The sequence below is a fragment of the Actinomycetes bacterium genome (assembly GCA_024222295.1).
Lineage (GTDB): Bacteria > Actinomycetota > Acidimicrobiia > Acidimicrobiales > Microtrichaceae > JAAEPF01.
Window position 1 is genome coordinate 64,733 of record JAAEPF010000055.1, and the last position, 18,186, is coordinate 82,918.

The following is an 18,186-nucleotide window of genomic DNA, read 5'->3' on the forward strand; positions in this document are numbered from 1 at the left end:
CGCGTGGTTCCCGATCCCAAGGCCAGGCCAGCCCGTCCCCCGGGCTGGGGATTCGTTGTCTCCGGCATCGTGTTGATGGTCATGGGTGTGGTGGCCGCGGTTGTGACGGTGGCGGTGTTCGGGCCGCGCATCGACGTGGACGGGTTCACGCGCGACGTGGTCATCACGGGCAACGCCGAGTCGGCAGTCCCGGGTCGGGTGGGCTTCCGGGTGATCGAGTCGTTGTCGTCGGAAGGGGACACGATGACGGTGGGGGTCGCTGTGTCCAATGCCAGTACCGCGATCGAGTGCACCGTGGTCAACGTGCAGGGTGACCCGGTGGACCTCCGCCGCGGGTCGTCCACCGACACAGTGGTGAACCCACAGGTCGACACTTCGTGGACCGTTGCAGTCGTGGCTGCTGATCTGGCGCCCGGCGACTACTCGGCGGTGTGCGATGCGGCGGGGGAGCCGTCTGCCACCCGGGGCGCCGAGTTCACTCCGACCAGGGTCGTCACCACGACGGAGGTATTTGAGTTCGCCGGGCCGGCGTTCGCGATTCTCGGAGCGATCGTGGTCGGTGGCCTTCTCGGCCTGCTGGGTCTGATCCTATTGGTCGTGGGGCTGGTGAAACGCAGCAAGGCGCGCCGCCCCCCGCCGCAGGTGCAGCCTCCGGCGCCACCGCCGTGGCCCCCTGCCTGAGCGGGTTCAGTCGGCGAATGGGTTGGTGCCGTGCTTGCGCGAGGCGGTCTCCTCGAGCACGTAGTCGTAGGTCTCAGCGCCGACATACACGTCAGCCGACTCGTCGATGCCCTCGGCGTAGAACTGAGAGGCCCACTTGCGGAACTTGGTGAACGGCCCATCGGTGTCGGCCAGGGCAGGGCGGCTGATGTAGGCCTTGTTGGCCCAGATCGGGCCGTCTTCCTGCACCTGCTTGTCGATCTCGTCGACGAATGCCTTGCCGACGGTCGAGTCGAACCCGTCGTCGCCGAGCTTCTTCACCGTGAACGTGAACCGCATGTGGCACTCGTTGGCGTTGATCGGCGTGTTGCAGCCCATCAGGATCGTGTCGACGATGCCGCCGAAGTGGATGACCGAGAAGCCCGGACCCCAGGAGTCGGCGTTGATGTGGCCGTCGACGATGCCCTTCGGCGTCGGGAACTTCTGGATCGACTTCATCGCGGTGCGGGGCCCGTCCATCTCGTAGCTGACGAGTTCGGGAACCTCTTCGGTGTGGTGCACGTAGCGGAAGTGCGCCGAGTCCACGCCGTTCTCGGCCAGGTCCTGCCACGGAGCCGGGATCGTGTAGTCGCGCACCTCGACCGCCGTGTAGTTGTCGGGATCGTTGAACTCGGGGACCTCCGGGATCTCCCACTGCGGCTCGATGCCATCGGGGTGGTACCAGGCCATGAGCAGCCCGTTGCGCTCGATCACGGGGAAGCTCTCGATGCAGGCCTTCTTGTTGGTGCGCTGGGAGTAGGGAATGAGCGAGTTGTTGCCGTCGCCGGTGAAGCGCCACCCGTGGAAGGGGCATGCGAGCTCGTCTCCGTGAACGGAGCCGCCGTAGGCGAGGTGGGCGCCGAGGTGGGGGCAGTGTGCCGAGTTGAGGTGCGCTTCGCCGTTCTCGTCGCGCCAGAGTGCGAGGTGGCGGCCGAAGTACTCGAGGGGCTTGACGTCCCCTGGCTTCACGTCATCGGGCCAGCCGATCTGGAACCACCCGAAGGGAATCGGGAACGGGGATCTCATTCCGTTGTTGATCACGGTGGTCATCGGTTGTCTACCTGCCTGTGTTCGACTGTCCGGGCTTGCGGCCCATGAAAACTAGAACGTGTTTCACTTTATCAAGCCCTCCACGCCACACAACAGCGAGCAGTCATGGGCCGCTTCGCACCGCATACGCGGATGGGCAGGGCAGACTTGATCCATGCGCCTCTCGATGGTCCTGCTGGTCCTTCCCGCCCTTCTCGCCGCGGGGTGCGGGTCCTCCGGTTCTGAGGCGACAGCGGAGTCCGACGACCGTGGAGAGGGTGACTTCTGCGCGCAGATGCTGGAGATGGCGGCCACCACCGACGCTGCGGCTGACGACGACCCGGAAGCCGCCCGTGAAGGAGCTGCCCAGATCCGCAAGCTGGCCGCCTCGGCGCCGTCGGAGGTCTCCGAGGCACTCGAGGTGTTTGCAGTGATGCTCGACCAGTTCGCCGAAGCCGGGAGCTCGGGTGACGATCTGGACGCCCTTTCCGAGATGATGGAGCTGGTGTTCTCGCCCGAGGTACTCACGGCTGCCCAGACGCTGTCGGACTACATGATCGAGGAGTGCGGCATGGACCCCGCGGAGGCAGCCGAGCAGTTCGGGGTCGGTGGCATGTCTGGCGAGCCCGATGTGTCGATACCTGAAGGAGATGATCAGTTCCCGGATGTGGATGATGGGGTGCAGGAGCCAACGGACCCGAGCGACATCAGCCTCGACGACATGGACGCGATCAAGGATGCACACGAGGGGGAGGTGTGGGTCGAGAAGATCTTCTCGACCAGCATCTCCAACGATAAGGCCATCTCACTCGGTGCTGCGGCGACCGAGGAGGAATTCGGCGATGGACCCCTCACCGTCGAGGAGGCCGTCCAGGCCTGTGAGGCCGTGCGCACCGCGCTCGAAGGACGCCAGCCCCAGCTCACCATCGAGATCCTCAATGGCGAGGCGGTCGTTGCACAGGGTGGTGCTGGCGTACCCTGCACTGCTACGTGAGCGAGAACCAGGTACCAGAGCCGGGTGAGAGCCCGGTCGACCGATACGACGAGGACGGCGGGTTGCCCCAGCGGCGGTTCAGCGCGCCCGAGGGGTCGACCACGATCTACCTGGTCCGACATGGGGCGACCGAGCCCGCACATCCAGACCGGCCGTTCCCGACCATGGACGGCCACGGTGACCCTGCACTTGCCCCTGAAGGGGTCCACCAAGCCCAACAGGTGGGTATGAGGCTCGCCCAGGAGCACGCCAGCGATCCCTTCTCGATGGTGTACGTCACGAGCCTGCGGCGCACCCATGAGACCGCTGCACCCCTGCTCCACGCCACGGGCCTCGAAATGCGGGTGGAGGCTGAACTCCGCGAAGTCCACCTCGGCGAGTACGAAGGCGGCTTGCTGCGGCTAAGGGGTGCCGAGGGTGACCCTGTGGTCCGCGAGGTCTACACCCAGGAGCGGTGGGACGTGATCCCGGGTGCAGAGTCGTGGGAAGGGTTCCAGCAGAGGTGTGTGAGCGCCGTGGAGCGGATCTCCGAGGCACACCGCGGTGAGCGGGTCGTGGTGGTGGTGCACGGGGGAGTGATCGCGGCGGTACTGGCGCATGTCGCCAACTCGAGGAACTTCGCTTTCGTGAGCGCCGACAACTCCTCGGTGAGCGAGATCGTCTATCTGGCGGATCCCATCGGTCGTTGGGTGCTACGGCGATTCAACGACATGACCCACCTCGACTGAGCAATCGCCCTTTCGGCGCGTTTGACTCCACAACGTCGGCTTCCGCCCGGAGCCGCCGGCCACGAAACGCCTCATCCGGAGCCGCTGGGGCCCCGGGCAGCCGGCCGTCTCCGGCGTTGCCCGGACCGGTTCAGCTCGGGGTGCAGACCACCACCGGGATCTCCCGGTCGGTGCGGTCCTGGTAGTCGTCGTAGGACGAGTACATCTCGACGAGCCGCGGCCACAGCTTGGCCTTGCGCTCCGCATTGGCGGTATGGGCGAGGTAGCGGCCCTTGTCGTCGCCGAGCTCGATCTCGACCTGCGGGTTCGCCTCGACGTTGAGGTACCAGTCGGGGTGGGTGGGCATGCCGCCCTTGGACGCCACGACCACGATCTCATCGCCGTCGAGCATGTACAGCAGTGCCACGGTGCGGGCCTTGCCGGACTTGCGGCCCGTGGTGGTGAGCAGGCAGATCGGGGCTCCGCCGGGGAGCCGACCTCCGACGCGGCCCTTGGTGGCGCGGTAGGTCCAGTTGTTGGCCTTTGTCATCACCTTCATGACGGCCTTGCCGAGCTTCACCTGGCGCTCGTTGTAGGGCTTGTTCGCCACCTGCTCGTCCTTCGTGCGCTGATCGGGAACGAAGGTGACCCTATCTGTGCGTCGGTTGCGCCCCGGCATCACGCCCAGAGCTGCCGCATTGGGAACATTGACCCCTGTTCAGAAAAAAGTGAAGAAACCATCATGTTCAAGTAACGCGCGGGGGTGCGGCTGGTCTACTGTTCGACCGGCGAATATATGAGGGAGTCATCATGTTTATCGAAGGCGGATCGCTGGGCGAAGCGATCAAGGCGGGCGCGCGATCGACAACGCTGGTCTACTCGGGTCAGGATCCCGAATGGGCCGAGGGGGTGCGGTCAACCCTGCTCGCACGACCCGAAGTGCGTGCGTGGGCCACGGAGGTCCTGTTGGACCTGGACCGCCGACTGTCCGCTGACCCCACCATCCACCCCGAACTGGCGGCCGAGGGCGTGGACCCGGCCGACTGGCTGGAGGGTGGTGGCCGCTGGAGCAACGGGGAGCGGGCCGCAAGGCACCTGTGCCTGATGGGCTCGCTGCTTGGCCACATGGTCGCCGGATACGCGCTCGCCCAGGACGGGCTTCCGTCTGAGTCGGCTGGCGTCACAACGGTCACCGGTCACAGCGCAGGGCTGTTGTCCGCCTGGGCAACGGCGCGCTACGGCACCACCCCTGAGACTGCAGACGCCTCGGCTGCGCTCGCGGCATTCGCCGTGATCGTGGGTGAGATGGAGCGCCAGCGCGACACCATGGCGGATGCCGCCCTGGGCGAGCTGCTCGGCGGTGCAGAGGAGCCCAGCCCGATGCTGTTCGTGGCCGGCCCCACCGAGCCCACCGTTCGATCGGTACTCGAGCGCCATGGCGCGGGCACCGTGCAGGTCTCATTGCAGAACTGCTTCGACCGCTGGGTTCTCAGTGGGCGTCCTGCTGAGTTGGCGGACCTGCGGGAGCGGTTCTCGGACATGGGCGGTGTGGGCACCGAGTTCGTGTCCAGCAGCTGCGTGTACCACAACCCCTTGATGACCCCACACGTCGAAGCAGCCGCCAGCAGGCTCACGGAGAAAGCCCTGTCGCTGACAGGAGACCTTCTGACCGACCTGGTTGACCCCCGCGACGGCACCCGCCACACAGGCGGTGACCTCACCGAGCGCGTTGTCGCTTCCATGGCGAGCCAGCCGGTGCGCTGGGCCGACACGGTCAGCGAACTCGCCGACCCCGGCCACGTGGTTGTCGACGTCGGGCCGTCCACCTTCCTGGCAGTCGTGTGCCGCCGCGCCCTGCGCGGCAGCGGAGCGATCGTGCTCGGTGCCGGCGACGCCGCCGACCGCCGCAAGCTCGCGTCAGCGGATCACTGGCCCGAGCCCCTGGTCGACTACTCGCAGTACGCACCAACGGTCGCTGCAGATGGTGCGCACCGCGTGCGCACCCGGCACACCGATCGCAGCGGTCGCTCGGCCATCGTGCTGGCGGGCATGACTCCCAGCACCGTCGACGCTCCGATCGTGGCTGCCGCCGCCAACCGGGGCCACGTGGGCGAGCTTGCAGGCGGAGGGCAGGTCAGCCCCGCGATCCTCACCGAACGCCTGGAGGAACTCGGCGAGCTTCTCACCCCGGGCCACGAGGTCGTATTCAACGCGCTATACCTCGATCCCTACCTGTGGGGCATGCACCTCGGCAAGGACCGCCTGGTGCAGCGGGCGCGCGACAACGGCGCGCCGATCCTCGGCGTCACCGTGTCGGCCGGGATACCGGAACCGGACGAGGCAGTAGACCTCCTCGACGAACTGCATGACCACGGCATCTGGCTCAACGCGTTCAAGCCCGGCGACATCGCTGGTGTGCGAAAGGTGCTGGCCATCGCCGACCGCACCGACCACGACATCTGGCTGCACCTCGAAGGCGGCCTGGCCGGCGGCCACCACTCCTGGGAGGACCTCGAGTCGGTTCTGTTCACCACATACGGCGACATCCGCGAGCGCGACAACGTTGTGTTGCTCGTGGGCGGCGGTGTCGACTCGCCCGAGCGTTCCGCAGAGCTGATCAGCGGAAACTGGGCCCTGCGTCACGGACCAAGGGCGATGCCGGTCGACGGCATCCTCATGGGCACCGTCGCGATGGCAACCGCAGAGTCCACGGCGTCCGACTCGGTGAAGGCCGCGCTCGTGGCCGCGCCGGGCGTCGATGGAGCCGTGGCCGAGGGCGAGGTTGCCGGCGGAGTGACTTCGGGTCTCTCCGGTCTCAACGCCGACATCCACTACCTCGACAACCATGCCTCGCGTGTGGCTGCGGTGCTCGGAGAAGTCGCGGGCGACGCGGACGCCGTCGAGGCACGCCACGACGAGATCGCAGGGCTGCTCGAGCGCACGGCCAAGCCCTGGTTCGGCGACGTCACCCGTATGACGTGGTCGGAGGTCGCCACGAGGTTCGCGGAGCTCTGCGCACTGGGGCGTCACGGTCGCTACGAGGACGGCAGGTGGCTCGATGTCACCCACCGCAGCCGGTTCCTGACGCTGTTGCGGCGCGCTGAGTCGCGCTGTGTGGACCAGGACCACGGCACCTTCGCATCGGTGTTCCGTGACGCGGGCGACCTCGACGATCCCGCCAAGGCGATCGAGATGCTCAACGAGTGCTATCCCCTCGCGGCGCAGGCAGTGCTCACCCCGAGCGATGTCGCCGCTTTCGTCGATATCTGTGACGCACCCGGCAAGCCGATGCCGTTCGTGGCCGTCCTCGATGGCGAAGTCCGGCGTCGCTACCTGTCGGACTCGCTCTGGCAGTCGCACAGCGACTTGTGGGACGCCGACTCGGTGCTCGTCATCCCCGGGCCCGCGGCGGTCGGGGGCATCGAGGTGGTCGACGAGCCCGTCGGTGACCTGCTGGACCGCTTCGACACCGAAGTGGCGGAGTTGCTCGGAGGCCCCGGCCTTCTGGTCGCAGGCGACCTGCTCGGCGAGTCCGAATCGCCGGTCGAGCCGCGTCCGAGCGCCGTCGAGTCGCTCCTCGATGTCGTTGCTGTCCTCCACGGATCCGCGATGGTGCGCTCCCCTCTGCGGCTGCTTGCGCAGCCGGGCGACTGGGAGCTGTCCTCCGAGGGCGACCGTTGCATGGCGACGATTGGTCACGGTGGTGAGACCGCCACCCTCGAGGGGCCGCTCGAGCCCACCGGCAAGGTCCGGCTCACCTTGCGTTGGCCCGAACTGGCCGGTGTCGACAACGACGGCAGGTTCTCCATCGGCTTCGACGTTGACGATGACCACGGCGTGGTGATCGCCACCCTCGACGACGACTCGTTGCTCGAGGCGCAGCGTGACGTGCTGTCGATGCTGTCTGGCGCCGCGGCTCGTGTGGCCACCGGACGGGCTGGTTCCATTGCGCCGCTCGCCGGCTCGACTGCCGTGCCCGATGCGGCGATGGGCCTTCTCTGGGGGCCTGTGTTCGATGCGCTCCTCGGCGATGACCTGGCCGACGGCCTGCTGCGGTTGGCCCATGCCCGCCACACGGTGCAGACCAATCCGCAGTCCGGTGCCGTTGATCCGCACGCAGAGATGACCGCTCGGCACCGCGCCGAGGCGGGACTCGTGGTGCGCACCACGTCATCGACCGGAGACGTCGACGTGGTCGACGAATTCCTGGTGCGCGACGCAGCCGGCGGTTCGTCGGTCGGCGCCGAGGAAGCCGATCCGGCATCAGATGAGTCGGCGCCGCAGGAAGCTGAGGGCGTCGAGTGGGTCCAGACCCCTCGCTCCTTCATCGCACGGCGGACCTTCTCCACGCCACGCAACCCGGAGGCCTTCGCAGCCGTCTCCGGAGATGCCAACCCCATCCACCGCAGCGACCTCGTGGCCCGGTTCGCCGGGCTGCCGGGTCGGATAGTGCACGGAATGTGGACTTCAGCAGTCGCCCAGGCGTTCGTGGTCGATGACGTGTTGGGTGGCGAGACAGCGCGCTTGCACAGATGGGACATCCGTTTCGTGGACATGGTGGAGCCTGGCTCCACTGTCACGGTCACGGCCTCGCGTATCGCGGTGAATGACGCCGTACGCCGATGTGAGGTCCGAGTCGAGCAGGGCGACCGCGTCGTCGCACTTGCCGAGTGCGACTACACGGCGCCCCGAACCGCCTACGTCTTCCCCGGCCAGGGGATCCAGACCCCGGGCATGGGACTGGATGCCCTCGAGCGGTCCCCGGCGGCCCGCGGCATCTGGAAGCGAGCCGACGAGTACACGCGGTCCGAGCTCGGGTTCTCCGTGCTCGGCGTCGTGCGAGACAACCCGACGGTGCTGCGTGTCGGCGACGAGGTGTTCCGGCACCCGGCAGGCGTGCTGCACCTGACCCAGTTCACCCAGGTGTCCATGGCGACGCTCGCGGCCGCGCAGGTTGAGGAGCTGAGAGAGAGTGGATTGCTCGACCCCGACGCGGTGATCGCGGGTCACTCGGTGGGGGAGTACAACGCGCTGGCCTCCGCCGGCGGCGTGCTGCCCCTCGAGGCAGTGCTCGGCATCGTGTGGGCCCGGGGCAACGCCATGCACAACCTCGTGCCCCGTGCAGCCGACGGGTCATCCGACTTCCGCCTCGGCGTCGTGCGTCCCCACCACGGCGGTCTCTCCGAGACCGAGGCGGCCGAGCTGGTCGACGCAGTTGCGGCGCAGACCGGCGAGCTGTGCGAGATCGTCAACCACAACCTGCGCGGCCGCCAGTACGCGGTCGCCGGCACCGTGAGGGCCCTGGATGAGTTGCAGGAGCGTCTCGGTGAAGGGCCGAGCGCAGCGAAGGCTCCGTTCCTGCTCGTGCCCGGCATCGATGTGCCCTTCCACTCACGCGCCCTTGCCGACGGTGTGGCCGAATTCAAGGCGCACCTCGACGCCGCATTCCCCGAGGAGATTGACCCTGCCGAACTGGTGGGCCGGTACGTGCCCAACCTCTATCCGGAACCGTTCAGCATTGATCCGACCTACGTGGAAGCCGTCGCAGATTCGTGTGGGGGCAAGGCCTGCATCGAGATCCTGGAGGACTGGACCGAGATCTCCCAGCGCCCCGCACGGCTCACACGCCAGCTGCTCATCGAACTGCTCGCCTGGCAGTTCGCATCGCCGGTGCGGTGGATCGAGACGACCGACATCCTGCTTGCTCCGCTCGATGAAGGCGGGCTCGGCGTGTGCAACGTGGTCGAGATCGGGATCGGCTCGTCGCCCACACTTGCGAACCTGACGAAGGCTGCGATTGCGGCCGGCAAGGTGCAGGGCGTCGAAGTCATGCACTTCGAGGCGGACCGCACGCTCGTTTTCGAGGAGAGCGACGAGCCGGAGCCGCCCATGCCTGCGGCGTCCGTCTCGGTCGAGGGTGGAGACGACGGTGCGTCGTCCGGAATCGACCTCGATTCCGATTGGGACGGCGACGCTCCCGCGGTGGGGGTCGAGTCGGGGGCTGCTCCCGGCTCGACCCAGGCCACCGAACCCGCCCAGCCGGTCGCGCCTGCGCAACCGGTCGCGTCGACGCCTGAGGCGCCGGCTCCGGCCGCAGCCCCGTCGGCTGGGGGTGCGGTCGACGACCAGCCCGTGGGACTCGGGGACGCCATCGGCGCCCTCATGGCCCATCTCGGCGGCGTCCGGTTCGACCAGCTCGGCGACGACAGCATCGATGACCTGGTCGACGGGGCATCCTCGCGACGCAACCAGGTGCTAATGGACCTCGGCAAGGAGTTCGGTGTCGGCTCGGTGGAGGGCGCCCACGAGGTGGCACGCAGTGTGCTGGCCGAACAGCTCGCTCCCATGGCGCGCGGCCACCGCCACCCCGGTCCAGTGCTCTCAGCCGCCGTGTCGGCCGGCATCACCTCGGCGCTGGGTCCGTTGGGAGCCGGTCCGTCGTTCGTGGCCAAGCATGTGGCTTCCGAGTGGGGCCTCGGCGAGGGATGGGCGGAGCAGTGTGAGCTGGAGCTACTGCTCGGAACACGCGACGGCGCTTCGCGCCGCGGTGGCGACCTGCGCACGCTCGAGGGAAGCGATGCCGCGGCACTGGTCGACGCAGCGCTGCAGTCCGCGGCGGCTCGCCTGGGTCTGGCGATCGCGAAGCCGGTTGCCGCAACTGCGACAGCGACCGCCGATGCGGCTGAGCTCGACGCCCTGGCGTCGCGGGTCGGTGCCGCCTTCCAGCAGGCCGCCGGCGCAGCAGCGGCAGTCCTCGATCCCGGTGCCGACCGCGACGCGGACGACGACTCCGCAGCGGTTGCCGCTGCGGCGGACCGCGACCGCCTCGCGCTTCTCGACCAGGAGCACGGCGCCGATCGCGCGGAGGCGGTAGCGCCCAGCTTCGACGAGGACCGGATCCGCTGCTTCGACTCGGCCGGCATCTGGGCCCGGGCAGACCTTGGCCACCTCTTCCACGGTGCGATGGCAGGCCGGGTGGATCCGACCGGTTTGGCCGCGGCAGTCGAGCACCTCAGGCTCTTCGCCGGATCCGACGCTCGGTTCGACGACTCGGTGAACTGGTACCTGGAGCAGGCGGCCGAGGCAGGCAACGACCCGCTCGTGCTTGCCTTCTCCACGATCGCGGAGGGTCCGACGCCCGAGCAGCGCCGCGCAGTCGGCCGATTCGGGGGGCGCACCGTGCTCGTGTCCGGTGCTTCGCCCGACTCCATCGGTGAGGCCACCGCCGCGCACCTGCTTGCAGGCGGCGCGACGGTGATCATGGTCAGCCACAGCTCCGGCCGCGGCCGCCGCAAAGCGGTGCGCGAACTGCTGCGCCGTCATGGAGGCCCGGGCGCGAAGCTGTTCCTGGTGAGGGCCAACCTGGCCTCGTTCACCGACATCGACCGGTTGGTCGGCTGGCTCGCCGATGCCACCGATGAGGACCACCCCGGGTTGCCGGATGTGGTGCTTCCGTTCGCCGCCTCTGCGGTCTCGGGTGACGTCCCCGACACCGGTGCGCGCAGCGAGGTCGAGATGAGGGTTCTCCTGCTGGGCGTGGAGCGCCTCGTGGGCCGCCTCTCCGAGGAGACCGGCTCCGCTGCGGGTGATCGACGCCTCACCGCAGTCCTGCCGATGTCGCCGAACCACGGGACGTTCGGAGGCGACGGGTCATATGGCGATGCCAAGGCCGGACTCGAGGTCCTCGAGTCCCGCCGGCTCTCCGAGTTCGACCGATGGGGACGGCACTGCCGCATCATCGGCGCAGAGATCGGATGGGTGCGGGGAACGGGTCTGATGGCCGCCAACGACACGCTCGCACCGCTCGTCGAGCAGCAACTCGCGGTGCGCACTTACAGCCCGCCCGAGATGGGTGGGCTCATCGCCGAGTTGTGTGCCCCCGAGGAGATCGGTGGCCGCACCGGCGCAGCCGCGGAGGAGTCCGGCCAGTCGAAGGCCCGCGCCGGCGCCAACAGGGTCGACCTGACCGGCGGCCTGTCCGCGGTCGCCAGCAGTGGAGCGCTGTCGCGGCTGCTCCGCAGCGGCCTCTCGGTCAACCCGGCCGATCCCGACGCCGACAAGGAAGAGCTGGAGTCGGGCCGCGAGCTGGCGGCGCTTCTCACGCCTCCGGCTTCGGCGGCCCGAAGGGCACCCGAGTGGCCGAAGCGGCCCACGGTGACAATCGACGAAATGGTCGTGATCTGTGGCACCGGCGAAGTGGGGCCATGGGGCACCGCCTCGACCCGGCTGGGCGCCGAGCTCGGCGAGCTCGGAGGCCGGGGGACCGTGGAGCTGGCCATGCGCTGTGGCCTGCTGCGCTGGGAGCCCAACGGTGCCAAGGGCAGCTACGTGGACGTCGACAGCGACGAGGTCGTCGACGAATCCGAGCTGGTCGATCGCTACCGCGACGAAGTGCTCGACCGATGCGGAATCCGGCCGGTTGACGATCCAGGTTTCGAGCAGGACGTCGAGGTGTTTCTCGACCGACCGGTCACCATCGGCGTGGCCGATCGATCCGCAGCGGAGGCATTCGCGGCCGCCACCGACGGTGCATCCGCGATCCAGGACGGCGAGCGGTGGGCTGTGAAGCTGCCCACCGGAGCTCCGATGAGGATGCGCCGCAACGTGGACCTGCCACGTGGGGTCACCGCCGCCCTTCCACGGGGCATGTCACCCGAGTCGTGCGGTGTCCCCGTCGAGGTGGCGGGGTCGATGGACCCGATCGCGGCCTGGAACCTGGTCATGACCGCCGAAGCCTTCCGCGACGCCTGTACCCGGCCCGACGAGGTGCTCAGCGTCGTGCACCCGAGCATGGTGGCCAACACACAGGGCACCGGAATGGGCGGTCTGACCAGCCTGCAGCGCCTCTACGTCGACCCGGTGACCGGCGAGGACCACGCCAACGACCTGCTGCAGGAGTCGCTCGGCAATGTTCCCGCGGCCCATGCGATGCAGTCGTTCGTGGGTGGCTACGGCGCAATGGTGCACCCGGTCGGGGCATGCGCGAGCGCCGCTGTGAGCCTCGAGGTGGCGGCCGACATCGTCGCGCTGGGTAAGGCCGACGTGGTCGTTGCCGGTGGCTTCGACGACCTGGCACGCGAGGGCATCATCGGTTTCGCCGAGATGTCCGCCACGGCTGACTCCGACGAGATGATTGCGGCGGGGTTCGAGCCCTCGGAGATGTCGCGGCCGGGAGACCGTGACCGCGCCGGGTTCGTCGAGAGCCAGGGCGGCGGCACGTTGCTCGTGTGCCGTGGTTCGGTGGCGCGCGAGCTCGGACTGCCTGTGAGGGCGGTTGTCGGACTCGCACGCAGCCATTCCGACGGCGTGCAGACATCCATCCCCGCGCCGGGCCTGGGCGCGCTGTCAATCGGTCGCGGCTCGACCGAGTCGCCCCTTGCCAACGCCTTGGCCGGTCTGGGCCTGGGTGCGGACGACATCGCGGTGGTCTCCAAACACGACACCTCGACCCGGGCCAACGACCCCAACGAGGCGGCGATCCACGAGCGTCTGTGTGCCGAGCTCGGACGCACGCCGGGCAATCCGGTGCGTGTCGTCTCCCAGAAGGCCCTCACGGGCCATGCCAAGGGTGGTGCCGCCGCATGGCAGGTCGCGGGCATATGCGACATGTTCGACACCGCAGTCGTACCCGGCAACCCCAACCTCGATAGCCCCGACCCAGACGTTCACGCCGGCGGATGGCTGGTACCCGATGACAGGCCACTCGCCATGGAGAGCCCCCCGAGGGCCGCGATGCTCACGAGCCTCGGCTTCGGCCATGTGTCGGCAGCGGTGCTGTTGGTGCATCCGGCCGCATTCGTGGCGGCACTCGAGTCGAGCGAGGTGGACATCTACCTCGCCAGGGTGGCCGAACGCGAGGCCGAGCGGGAGCACTTGCGCCGGTGGGAGCTCCACGGCGGGGAACCCGCATACAGCCGACCTGTTGACCGGCGTCTGGCAGGAGGTGACGACGAGTCGAGGCGAGCCGCGGAGATGGATGCGCTGGTCGATGAGACGACGCGCCTGGGGGCCGGCGGTGTGTTCGTGGGCTGCGGTCCGGCCGACATCGGTCCCGATGAGCGCAACGGCGGTGGTTCCAACGGCAGTGCGTCGAACGGCAGTGCGTCGAACGGCAGTGCGTCGAACGGCAGTGCGTCGAACGGCAGTGCGTCGAACGGCAGTGCGTCGAACGGCAGTGCTTCGAACGGCAGTGCCTCCACCGGTTCCGGTGACCAGGCACCTGGCGCCGGTGTGGGCACCGGAGAGCGGTCATGAGCGTCGTCGGGCTCGGCATCGACCTGGTGGAGGTCGAGCCGTTCGCCGCCCAACTCAACGCCACCGGAACCAGCTTCCTCGAGGGCACGTTCAGTCCGGCAGAGCTCCGCCGGGCCCGCGATGGCCACGAAGTCTCCTCGACCGGGTTCGCCCGGCACCTGGCCGCGAGGTTCGCCGCCAAGGAAGCCTTTGTGAAGGCTTGGTCGATGGCCCGTGCGGGGATGCCGCCCGCCATGCACGACGTGCATTGGACCGACATCTGCATCGAGTCCGACGACTGGGGGCGCCCGTCGATCCTGCTCGGTGGCGAGACGGCGGAGTGCGTGGCCGACACCCTTGGCCGGGTCTCGCTGTCCGTGTCGCTCACCCACGAGGACTCGGTCGCGGGCGCGGTGGTCGTCATATCGCCGGCCGTCGCATCGCCACCGGCGTCCTCGTCCGCTGATGTCGCCTCGTCGGGGGAGGCAGTCCGATGATCTCGCACCACCAGCTCTCCTCCATGCCTGGCCTCGTTGTGGCGCACTGTGTAGAGGTTGGTGACCGCGTCGACGCCGGAGATGTCGTTGCCGTGGTCGAGACCATGAAGTGCGAATGGCCAGTGCATGCCGAGGAGAGCGGCCGGGTCACCTGGCTGTCTCCGCTGGGCGACGTGCTGGCGGTCGGCGACGACATCGTGCACATCCGAGCGGTGGAGTCGATCCGCCCCCCTGCCCCCGACGACCTCGCCGACCTGCTCACGGGCGCCACCCCCGAGCCGCGCCTCATGGGGCTCACGAACGGGGCGACGTTCGCCGAGTATGACCTCGATCCCGATGACCCGGACAAGCTCATCGCCGTGCCCAGGGGCCGCACCGATCGTGAGGCCGGCATCGTGGTGGGACTCGTGTCGCATCGTCTGCACGGCACCGGAGCCCCGGTCAGGCGGGTCTGGCTCTGTGGTGACGCCACGATGGCGCTCGGCGCCGTGTCCGAACCCGAGTGCGCGCGGATCATCGCGGCCATCGACATGGCCGAGGAGATGGGTCTTCCCCTCGAGTGGGTGGCCGTGTCGAGCGGCGCGCGGATCTCGATGAGCTCGGGCACCGAGAACATGGACTGGTGCGCCGCCGTGGTGCGCCGGCTGGTCGAGTTCACCCAGGGCGGTGGCGAGGTCGTCATCGTGGTCGCGGGGATCAACGTGGGCGCCCAGAGCTACTGGAATGCCGAGGCCACGATGCTGATGCACTGCGCCGGCATGCTCGTCATGGTCGAGGGTACGGCCATGGTGCTCACGGGGCACCGGTCGCTGGCCAAGGCCGGAGGTGTGAGCGAGCGAAGCGACCACGACCTGGGTGGCACACCGGTGATGATCACCAACGGCCAGGCGCACCACCGTGCCGATGATCTCGTGGAGGCCCTGCGGCTGGTGCTCATGCACCACAAGTTGTGCGCCCACGGCCCTGAGCATCCACGCAAGCGGGTAGCCACACTCGACGCTGCCGACCGCGACGTGTGCGACGACCCCTATGACGTGGCGGACCACTCGACCCCAGGAAGGCGCGGAATGGCCGACCTGGGCGACGTGCTGCACGCCGCAGCCAATCCGGACCGCACGAGGCCGTTCGCGATCGAACCGGTCATGGCAGCCCTTGCCGACCGCGACGCACCACAACTACGGCGTTGGGAGGACTCGAAGGGCGCAACCGGGGCACATGTGTGGGACACCAGGGTGGACGGCTGGGGGGTCAGCCTGATCGGCATCGATTCCAGGCCCCGGCAGGTCGACGGCACATGGGAAGCCGCGGCCACGCTCTATCCGGAAGGTGCACGCAAGGTTGCACGCGCTCTCAACCACGCCAGCGGGCGCCGCCCGGCGGTCGTGCTCGCCAACCTGGCGGGCTTCGACGGCTCGCGGGACTCGCTGTTCAACCGCCAGCTCGAACACGGCGCCGAGCTCGCGCGTGCAGTCGTCAACTTCCGCGGTCCACTCGTGGTGGTGGTCATCGGTCGTTTCCACGGAGGTGCGTACGTGGTTCTCAACCGGCGCCTCAACCCCGAGCTGCGGATCGTCGCACTCGAGGGCACGAGGGTGTCGGTGATCGGTGGCACGTCGGCCGCCGAGGTGGTGCTGCGCCGACAGGTCGCCGAGGAACTCGAACGGGCCGGCGGCGACCCGGGCGACACCGAGGCGCACCGCGCTGCAGTCGCGAAGGTGGCCGCCGACTTCGACCGCACTCACGACGTGCACCGTGCGGCCGCGGTGGGTTCTGTCGACCGTGTGATCGGTCCCGAGGACCTCCGGCCGGTGGTCTCGTCGCTCGTGGCCGCCGCCGGCGACGAAGAGTCGGCGGAAGCGGACCTCAGAGCGACGGGTCGAGAGCCACGGCTCGCAGATAGGAGCGCAGCGCCCGCTTGAGCTCCCTCACCGCGGAGGGGTGCGGGCGGTCATCGCGCACCGAGAAGTGCAGCAGCGAGTAGCACATCTGCACCACGACCTCCGCGATCGTGCGCGTGCGGCGCTTCGAGCCGGGCGGAAGCAACGGCTCCACCAGGGGCACGACCTCGTCGGTGACCACCTTGGTCTGGTCCGCCAGCAGTGAGCGGGTGGCGGCGGTGGACTGCATGGCCAGCCACACATGGCGACGCGTGGGGTCAGTACGCCAGAGCTCGGCGAGGTTGTCGATCACGCCGTCGGTGCCGGACTGCCATTCGGTCGTGTCGAAGCCCTGCGCCGCCTCATGCAACTCCGACGCGAGAGCCACGGTGTCCTCGCGTGACAGCTCCGCGATCAGTGCGTGCTTGTTGGGGAAGAACTGGTACACGGAGCCGATGGGAACGTCGGCGCCGATTGCGACCGCCTCGAGTGTGAAGCCATCGAGGCCGACCTCAGAGAGCTGCGAACGCGCGCTTGACAGGATCAAGTCGAAGCGTCTTCGGCCGCGTTCCTGCACCGGTCGCTTGCGCACTGACAGCTGGGGCGCTCCCATGCCCACAAGCATGGCCCGTCGCCGCGGTCCCTGCAGGTCGACCTGTGCGAAGTGCGGCCCGTGCGGCGAAGGTAGAGTCTCGGCCATGAAGATCGAGATCAATTACGACCTGTGCGAGGCAAACGCGATCTGTATGGCGATCGCGCCAGAGGTGTTCGAGGTTCGTGACGACGACAACCTCTACATCCTCGACGAGAACCCGGGCGAGGACATGCGCGAGAAGATGGAAGAGGCCGTGCGCCGTTGCCCGAAGCAGGCCATCGCAATCAGCGGGTGAAACCCACAGTCGTAGTCGGCGCTTCCCTGGCCGCCATGAGCGCGGTCCAGGCGATGAGGGCAGCGGGCCACGACGGCCACATCATCGTTGCCGACCGCTCGCCGGTCCTGCCGAAGGACCGGCCGCCGCTGTCCAAGCAGGTGCTGGCCGGCGAATGGGACCTGGGCCGCGCCAACCAGCCCGTGGCGAGTCAGCTGGCCGAGCTCGATGTCGACCTACGCCTCGACTGCCTGGCGCAGTCCCTCGATGCTGCCAATCGGCTCGTGGTCCTGGCGGACGGTGAGCACATCGAGGCCGAAGGCATCGTTGTCGCCACGGGGTCGGCCGCGCGACAGCTTCCGGGTCCACAACTGGAAGGCGTGCACACCCTGCGCACCGGCGCCGACTCGATGGCGCTCCGTGATCGCCTGGATGCCACCGAAGGCCGCGTGGTCGTGGTGGGCGCCGGATTCATTGGCGCCGAAGTCGCGGCGACCTGCCGTGAGCTTGGCCGTGATGTGACGATGATCGAGGCCGCACCCGTGCCGCTGCAGCGGGCCCTGCCCGGCGACATCGGCATGTTCGTGGCGGACCTGCACCGTGACCACGGGGTGGACGTGCGCCTTGGCGTGGGCATCGAGTCGATCGAGTCCGATGACGACGGAGCCGTGAAGGCAGTGTTGCTCGCCGACGGCACGGAGCTGGAGGCCTCGGTGGTCGTGGTCGGCATCGGTGCCGCGGTGCAGACCGGTTGGCTGGAAGGTTCCGGACTCGATGTGCGGTCGCCGGCGGACGGCGGCGGCGTGCTCTGTGACGCGACGATGCTGGCGGCCCCGGGGATCGTCGCCGCCGGCGACGTGGCCGCATGGCCCAATCCGCACTTCGGCGGCGAGGTCATGAGGGTCGAGCACTGGGAGAACGCGATCGACCAGGGCACCCATGCCGGGCGGCGCCTGACCGCAGAGCTCGGGGGTGGTGCCAGTGGACCGATCGACCCGTTTGCGAGTGTTCCCTGGTTCTGGACCGACCAGTACGACGCCAAGATCCAGATGGTCGGCCGGGCATCACCGGAGGACGAGGTCGTGGTGGTGGACGGCTCGCCGGCCGAACGACGCTTTGTTGCGCTGTTCAGGCGCGGCGACCAGTGCCGTGCGGCGCTGGGCGTCAACCGCGCCCGCCTTGTCGTACAGGCCCGCATGAAGCTCGCCGAATCGCTCGACTGGTACTCGGTCATGGAGTTGTTCTCCTGAGTCCCCGACACGCCGCCGCCGTGGACACCCG

The 18,186-nt window shown here is 68.6% G+C and carries 11 protein-coding genes; 8 read left to right on the forward strand and 3 right to left on the reverse strand.

Annotation, left to right across the window (positions count from 1 at the left end; all coding sequences use genetic code 11):
• Positions 1 to 3 precede the first annotated feature (3 nt).
• Positions 4 to 681, forward strand: coding sequence for a hypothetical protein (locus tag GY812_15895; GenBank protein ID MCP4436963.1), 678 nt, complete (start codon positions 4 to 6; stop codon positions 679 to 681).
• A 6-nt stretch (positions 682 to 687) separates the two neighbouring features.
• Here the strand turns inward: GY812_15895 and GY812_15900 are convergent, their stop codons facing one another.
• The gene (locus GY812_15900) at positions 688 to 1,749 is read right to left on the reverse strand and encodes a Rieske 2Fe-2S domain-containing protein (protein ID MCP4436964.1); all 1,062 of its coding nucleotides are present in this window, start codon (positions 1,747 to 1,749) and stop codon (positions 688 to 690) included.
• 154 nt (positions 1,750 to 1,903) lie between these two features.
• Here GY812_15900 and GY812_15905 point away from each other — a divergent pair, with 154 nt between their 5' ends.
• Both GY812_15905 and GY812_15910 read left to right on the forward strand, forming a co-directional pair.
• Entirely contained in the window at positions 1,904 to 2,722 is an 819-nt protein-coding gene (locus GY812_15905) for a hypothetical protein (GenBank protein MCP4436965.1), read from the forward strand.
• A gap of 62 nt (positions 2,723 to 2,784) precedes the next feature.
• The gene (locus GY812_15910) at positions 2,785 to 3,450 is read left to right on the forward strand and encodes a histidine phosphatase family protein (protein MCP4436966.1); all 666 of its coding nucleotides are present in this window, start codon (positions 2,785 to 2,787) and stop codon (positions 3,448 to 3,450) included.
• Between the two features lie 130 nt (positions 3,451 to 3,580).
• On the opposite strand, the gene GY812_15915 is transcribed toward GY812_15910, so the two are convergent.
• A complete protein-coding gene (locus GY812_15915; GenBank protein ID MCP4436967.1) occupies positions 3,581 to 3,988 on the reverse strand; it encodes a nitroreductase family deazaflavin-dependent oxidoreductase in 408 nt (135 codons plus the stop codon).
• Between the two features lie 251 nt (positions 3,989 to 4,239).
• Between GY812_15915 and GY812_15920 the strand changes: the two genes are divergently transcribed.
• Genes GY812_15920 through GY812_15930 form a run of 3 tightly spaced genes read left to right on the forward strand, consistent with a single transcriptional unit; the run spans position 4,240 to position 16,078 of the window.
• A complete protein-coding gene (locus GY812_15920; GenBank protein MCP4436968.1) occupies positions 4,240 to 13,683 on the forward strand; it encodes a DUF1729 domain-containing protein in 9,444 nt (3,147 codons plus the stop codon).
• Positions 13,680 to 14,159 (forward strand): holo-ACP synthase, encoded by a 480-nt coding sequence (locus GY812_15925; protein MCP4436969.1) that lies wholly within the window; start codon positions 13,680 to 13,682, stop codon positions 14,157 to 14,159. Before GY812_15920 ends, GY812_15925 begins: the two co-directional genes overlap by 4 nt.
• On the forward strand, positions 14,156 to 16,078 hold the full coding sequence (locus tag GY812_15930) for a hypothetical protein (GenBank protein ID MCP4436970.1): 1,923 nt from the start codon (positions 14,156 to 14,158) through the stop codon (positions 16,076 to 16,078). The genes GY812_15925 and GY812_15930 overlap by 4 nt, the downstream gene beginning before the upstream one ends.
• On the opposite strand, the gene GY812_15935 is transcribed toward GY812_15930, so the two are convergent.
• Positions 16,023 to 16,649, reverse strand: a complete 627-nt coding sequence (locus tag GY812_15935; protein ID MCP4436971.1) for a TetR/AcrR family transcriptional regulator — start codon at positions 16,647 to 16,649, stop codon at positions 16,023 to 16,025. The genes GY812_15930 and GY812_15935 overlap by 56 nt on opposite strands.
• A gap of 85 nt (positions 16,650 to 16,734) precedes the next feature.
• Between GY812_15935 and GY812_15940 the strand changes: the two genes are divergently transcribed.
• Both GY812_15940 and GY812_15945 read left to right on the forward strand, forming a co-directional pair.
• Positions 16,735 to 16,926: a ferredoxin gene (locus tag GY812_15940; protein ID MCP4436972.1), complete on the forward strand. Its 192-nt coding sequence runs from the start codon at positions 16,735 to 16,737 to the stop codon at positions 16,924 to 16,926.
• 35 nt (positions 16,927 to 16,961) lie between these two features.
• Complete coding sequence (locus tag GY812_15945; protein ID MCP4436973.1) at positions 16,962 to 18,155, forward strand: FAD-dependent oxidoreductase; 1,194 nt, start codon at positions 16,962 to 16,964, stop codon at positions 18,153 to 18,155.
• Positions 18,156 to 18,186: the final 31 nt, after the last annotated feature.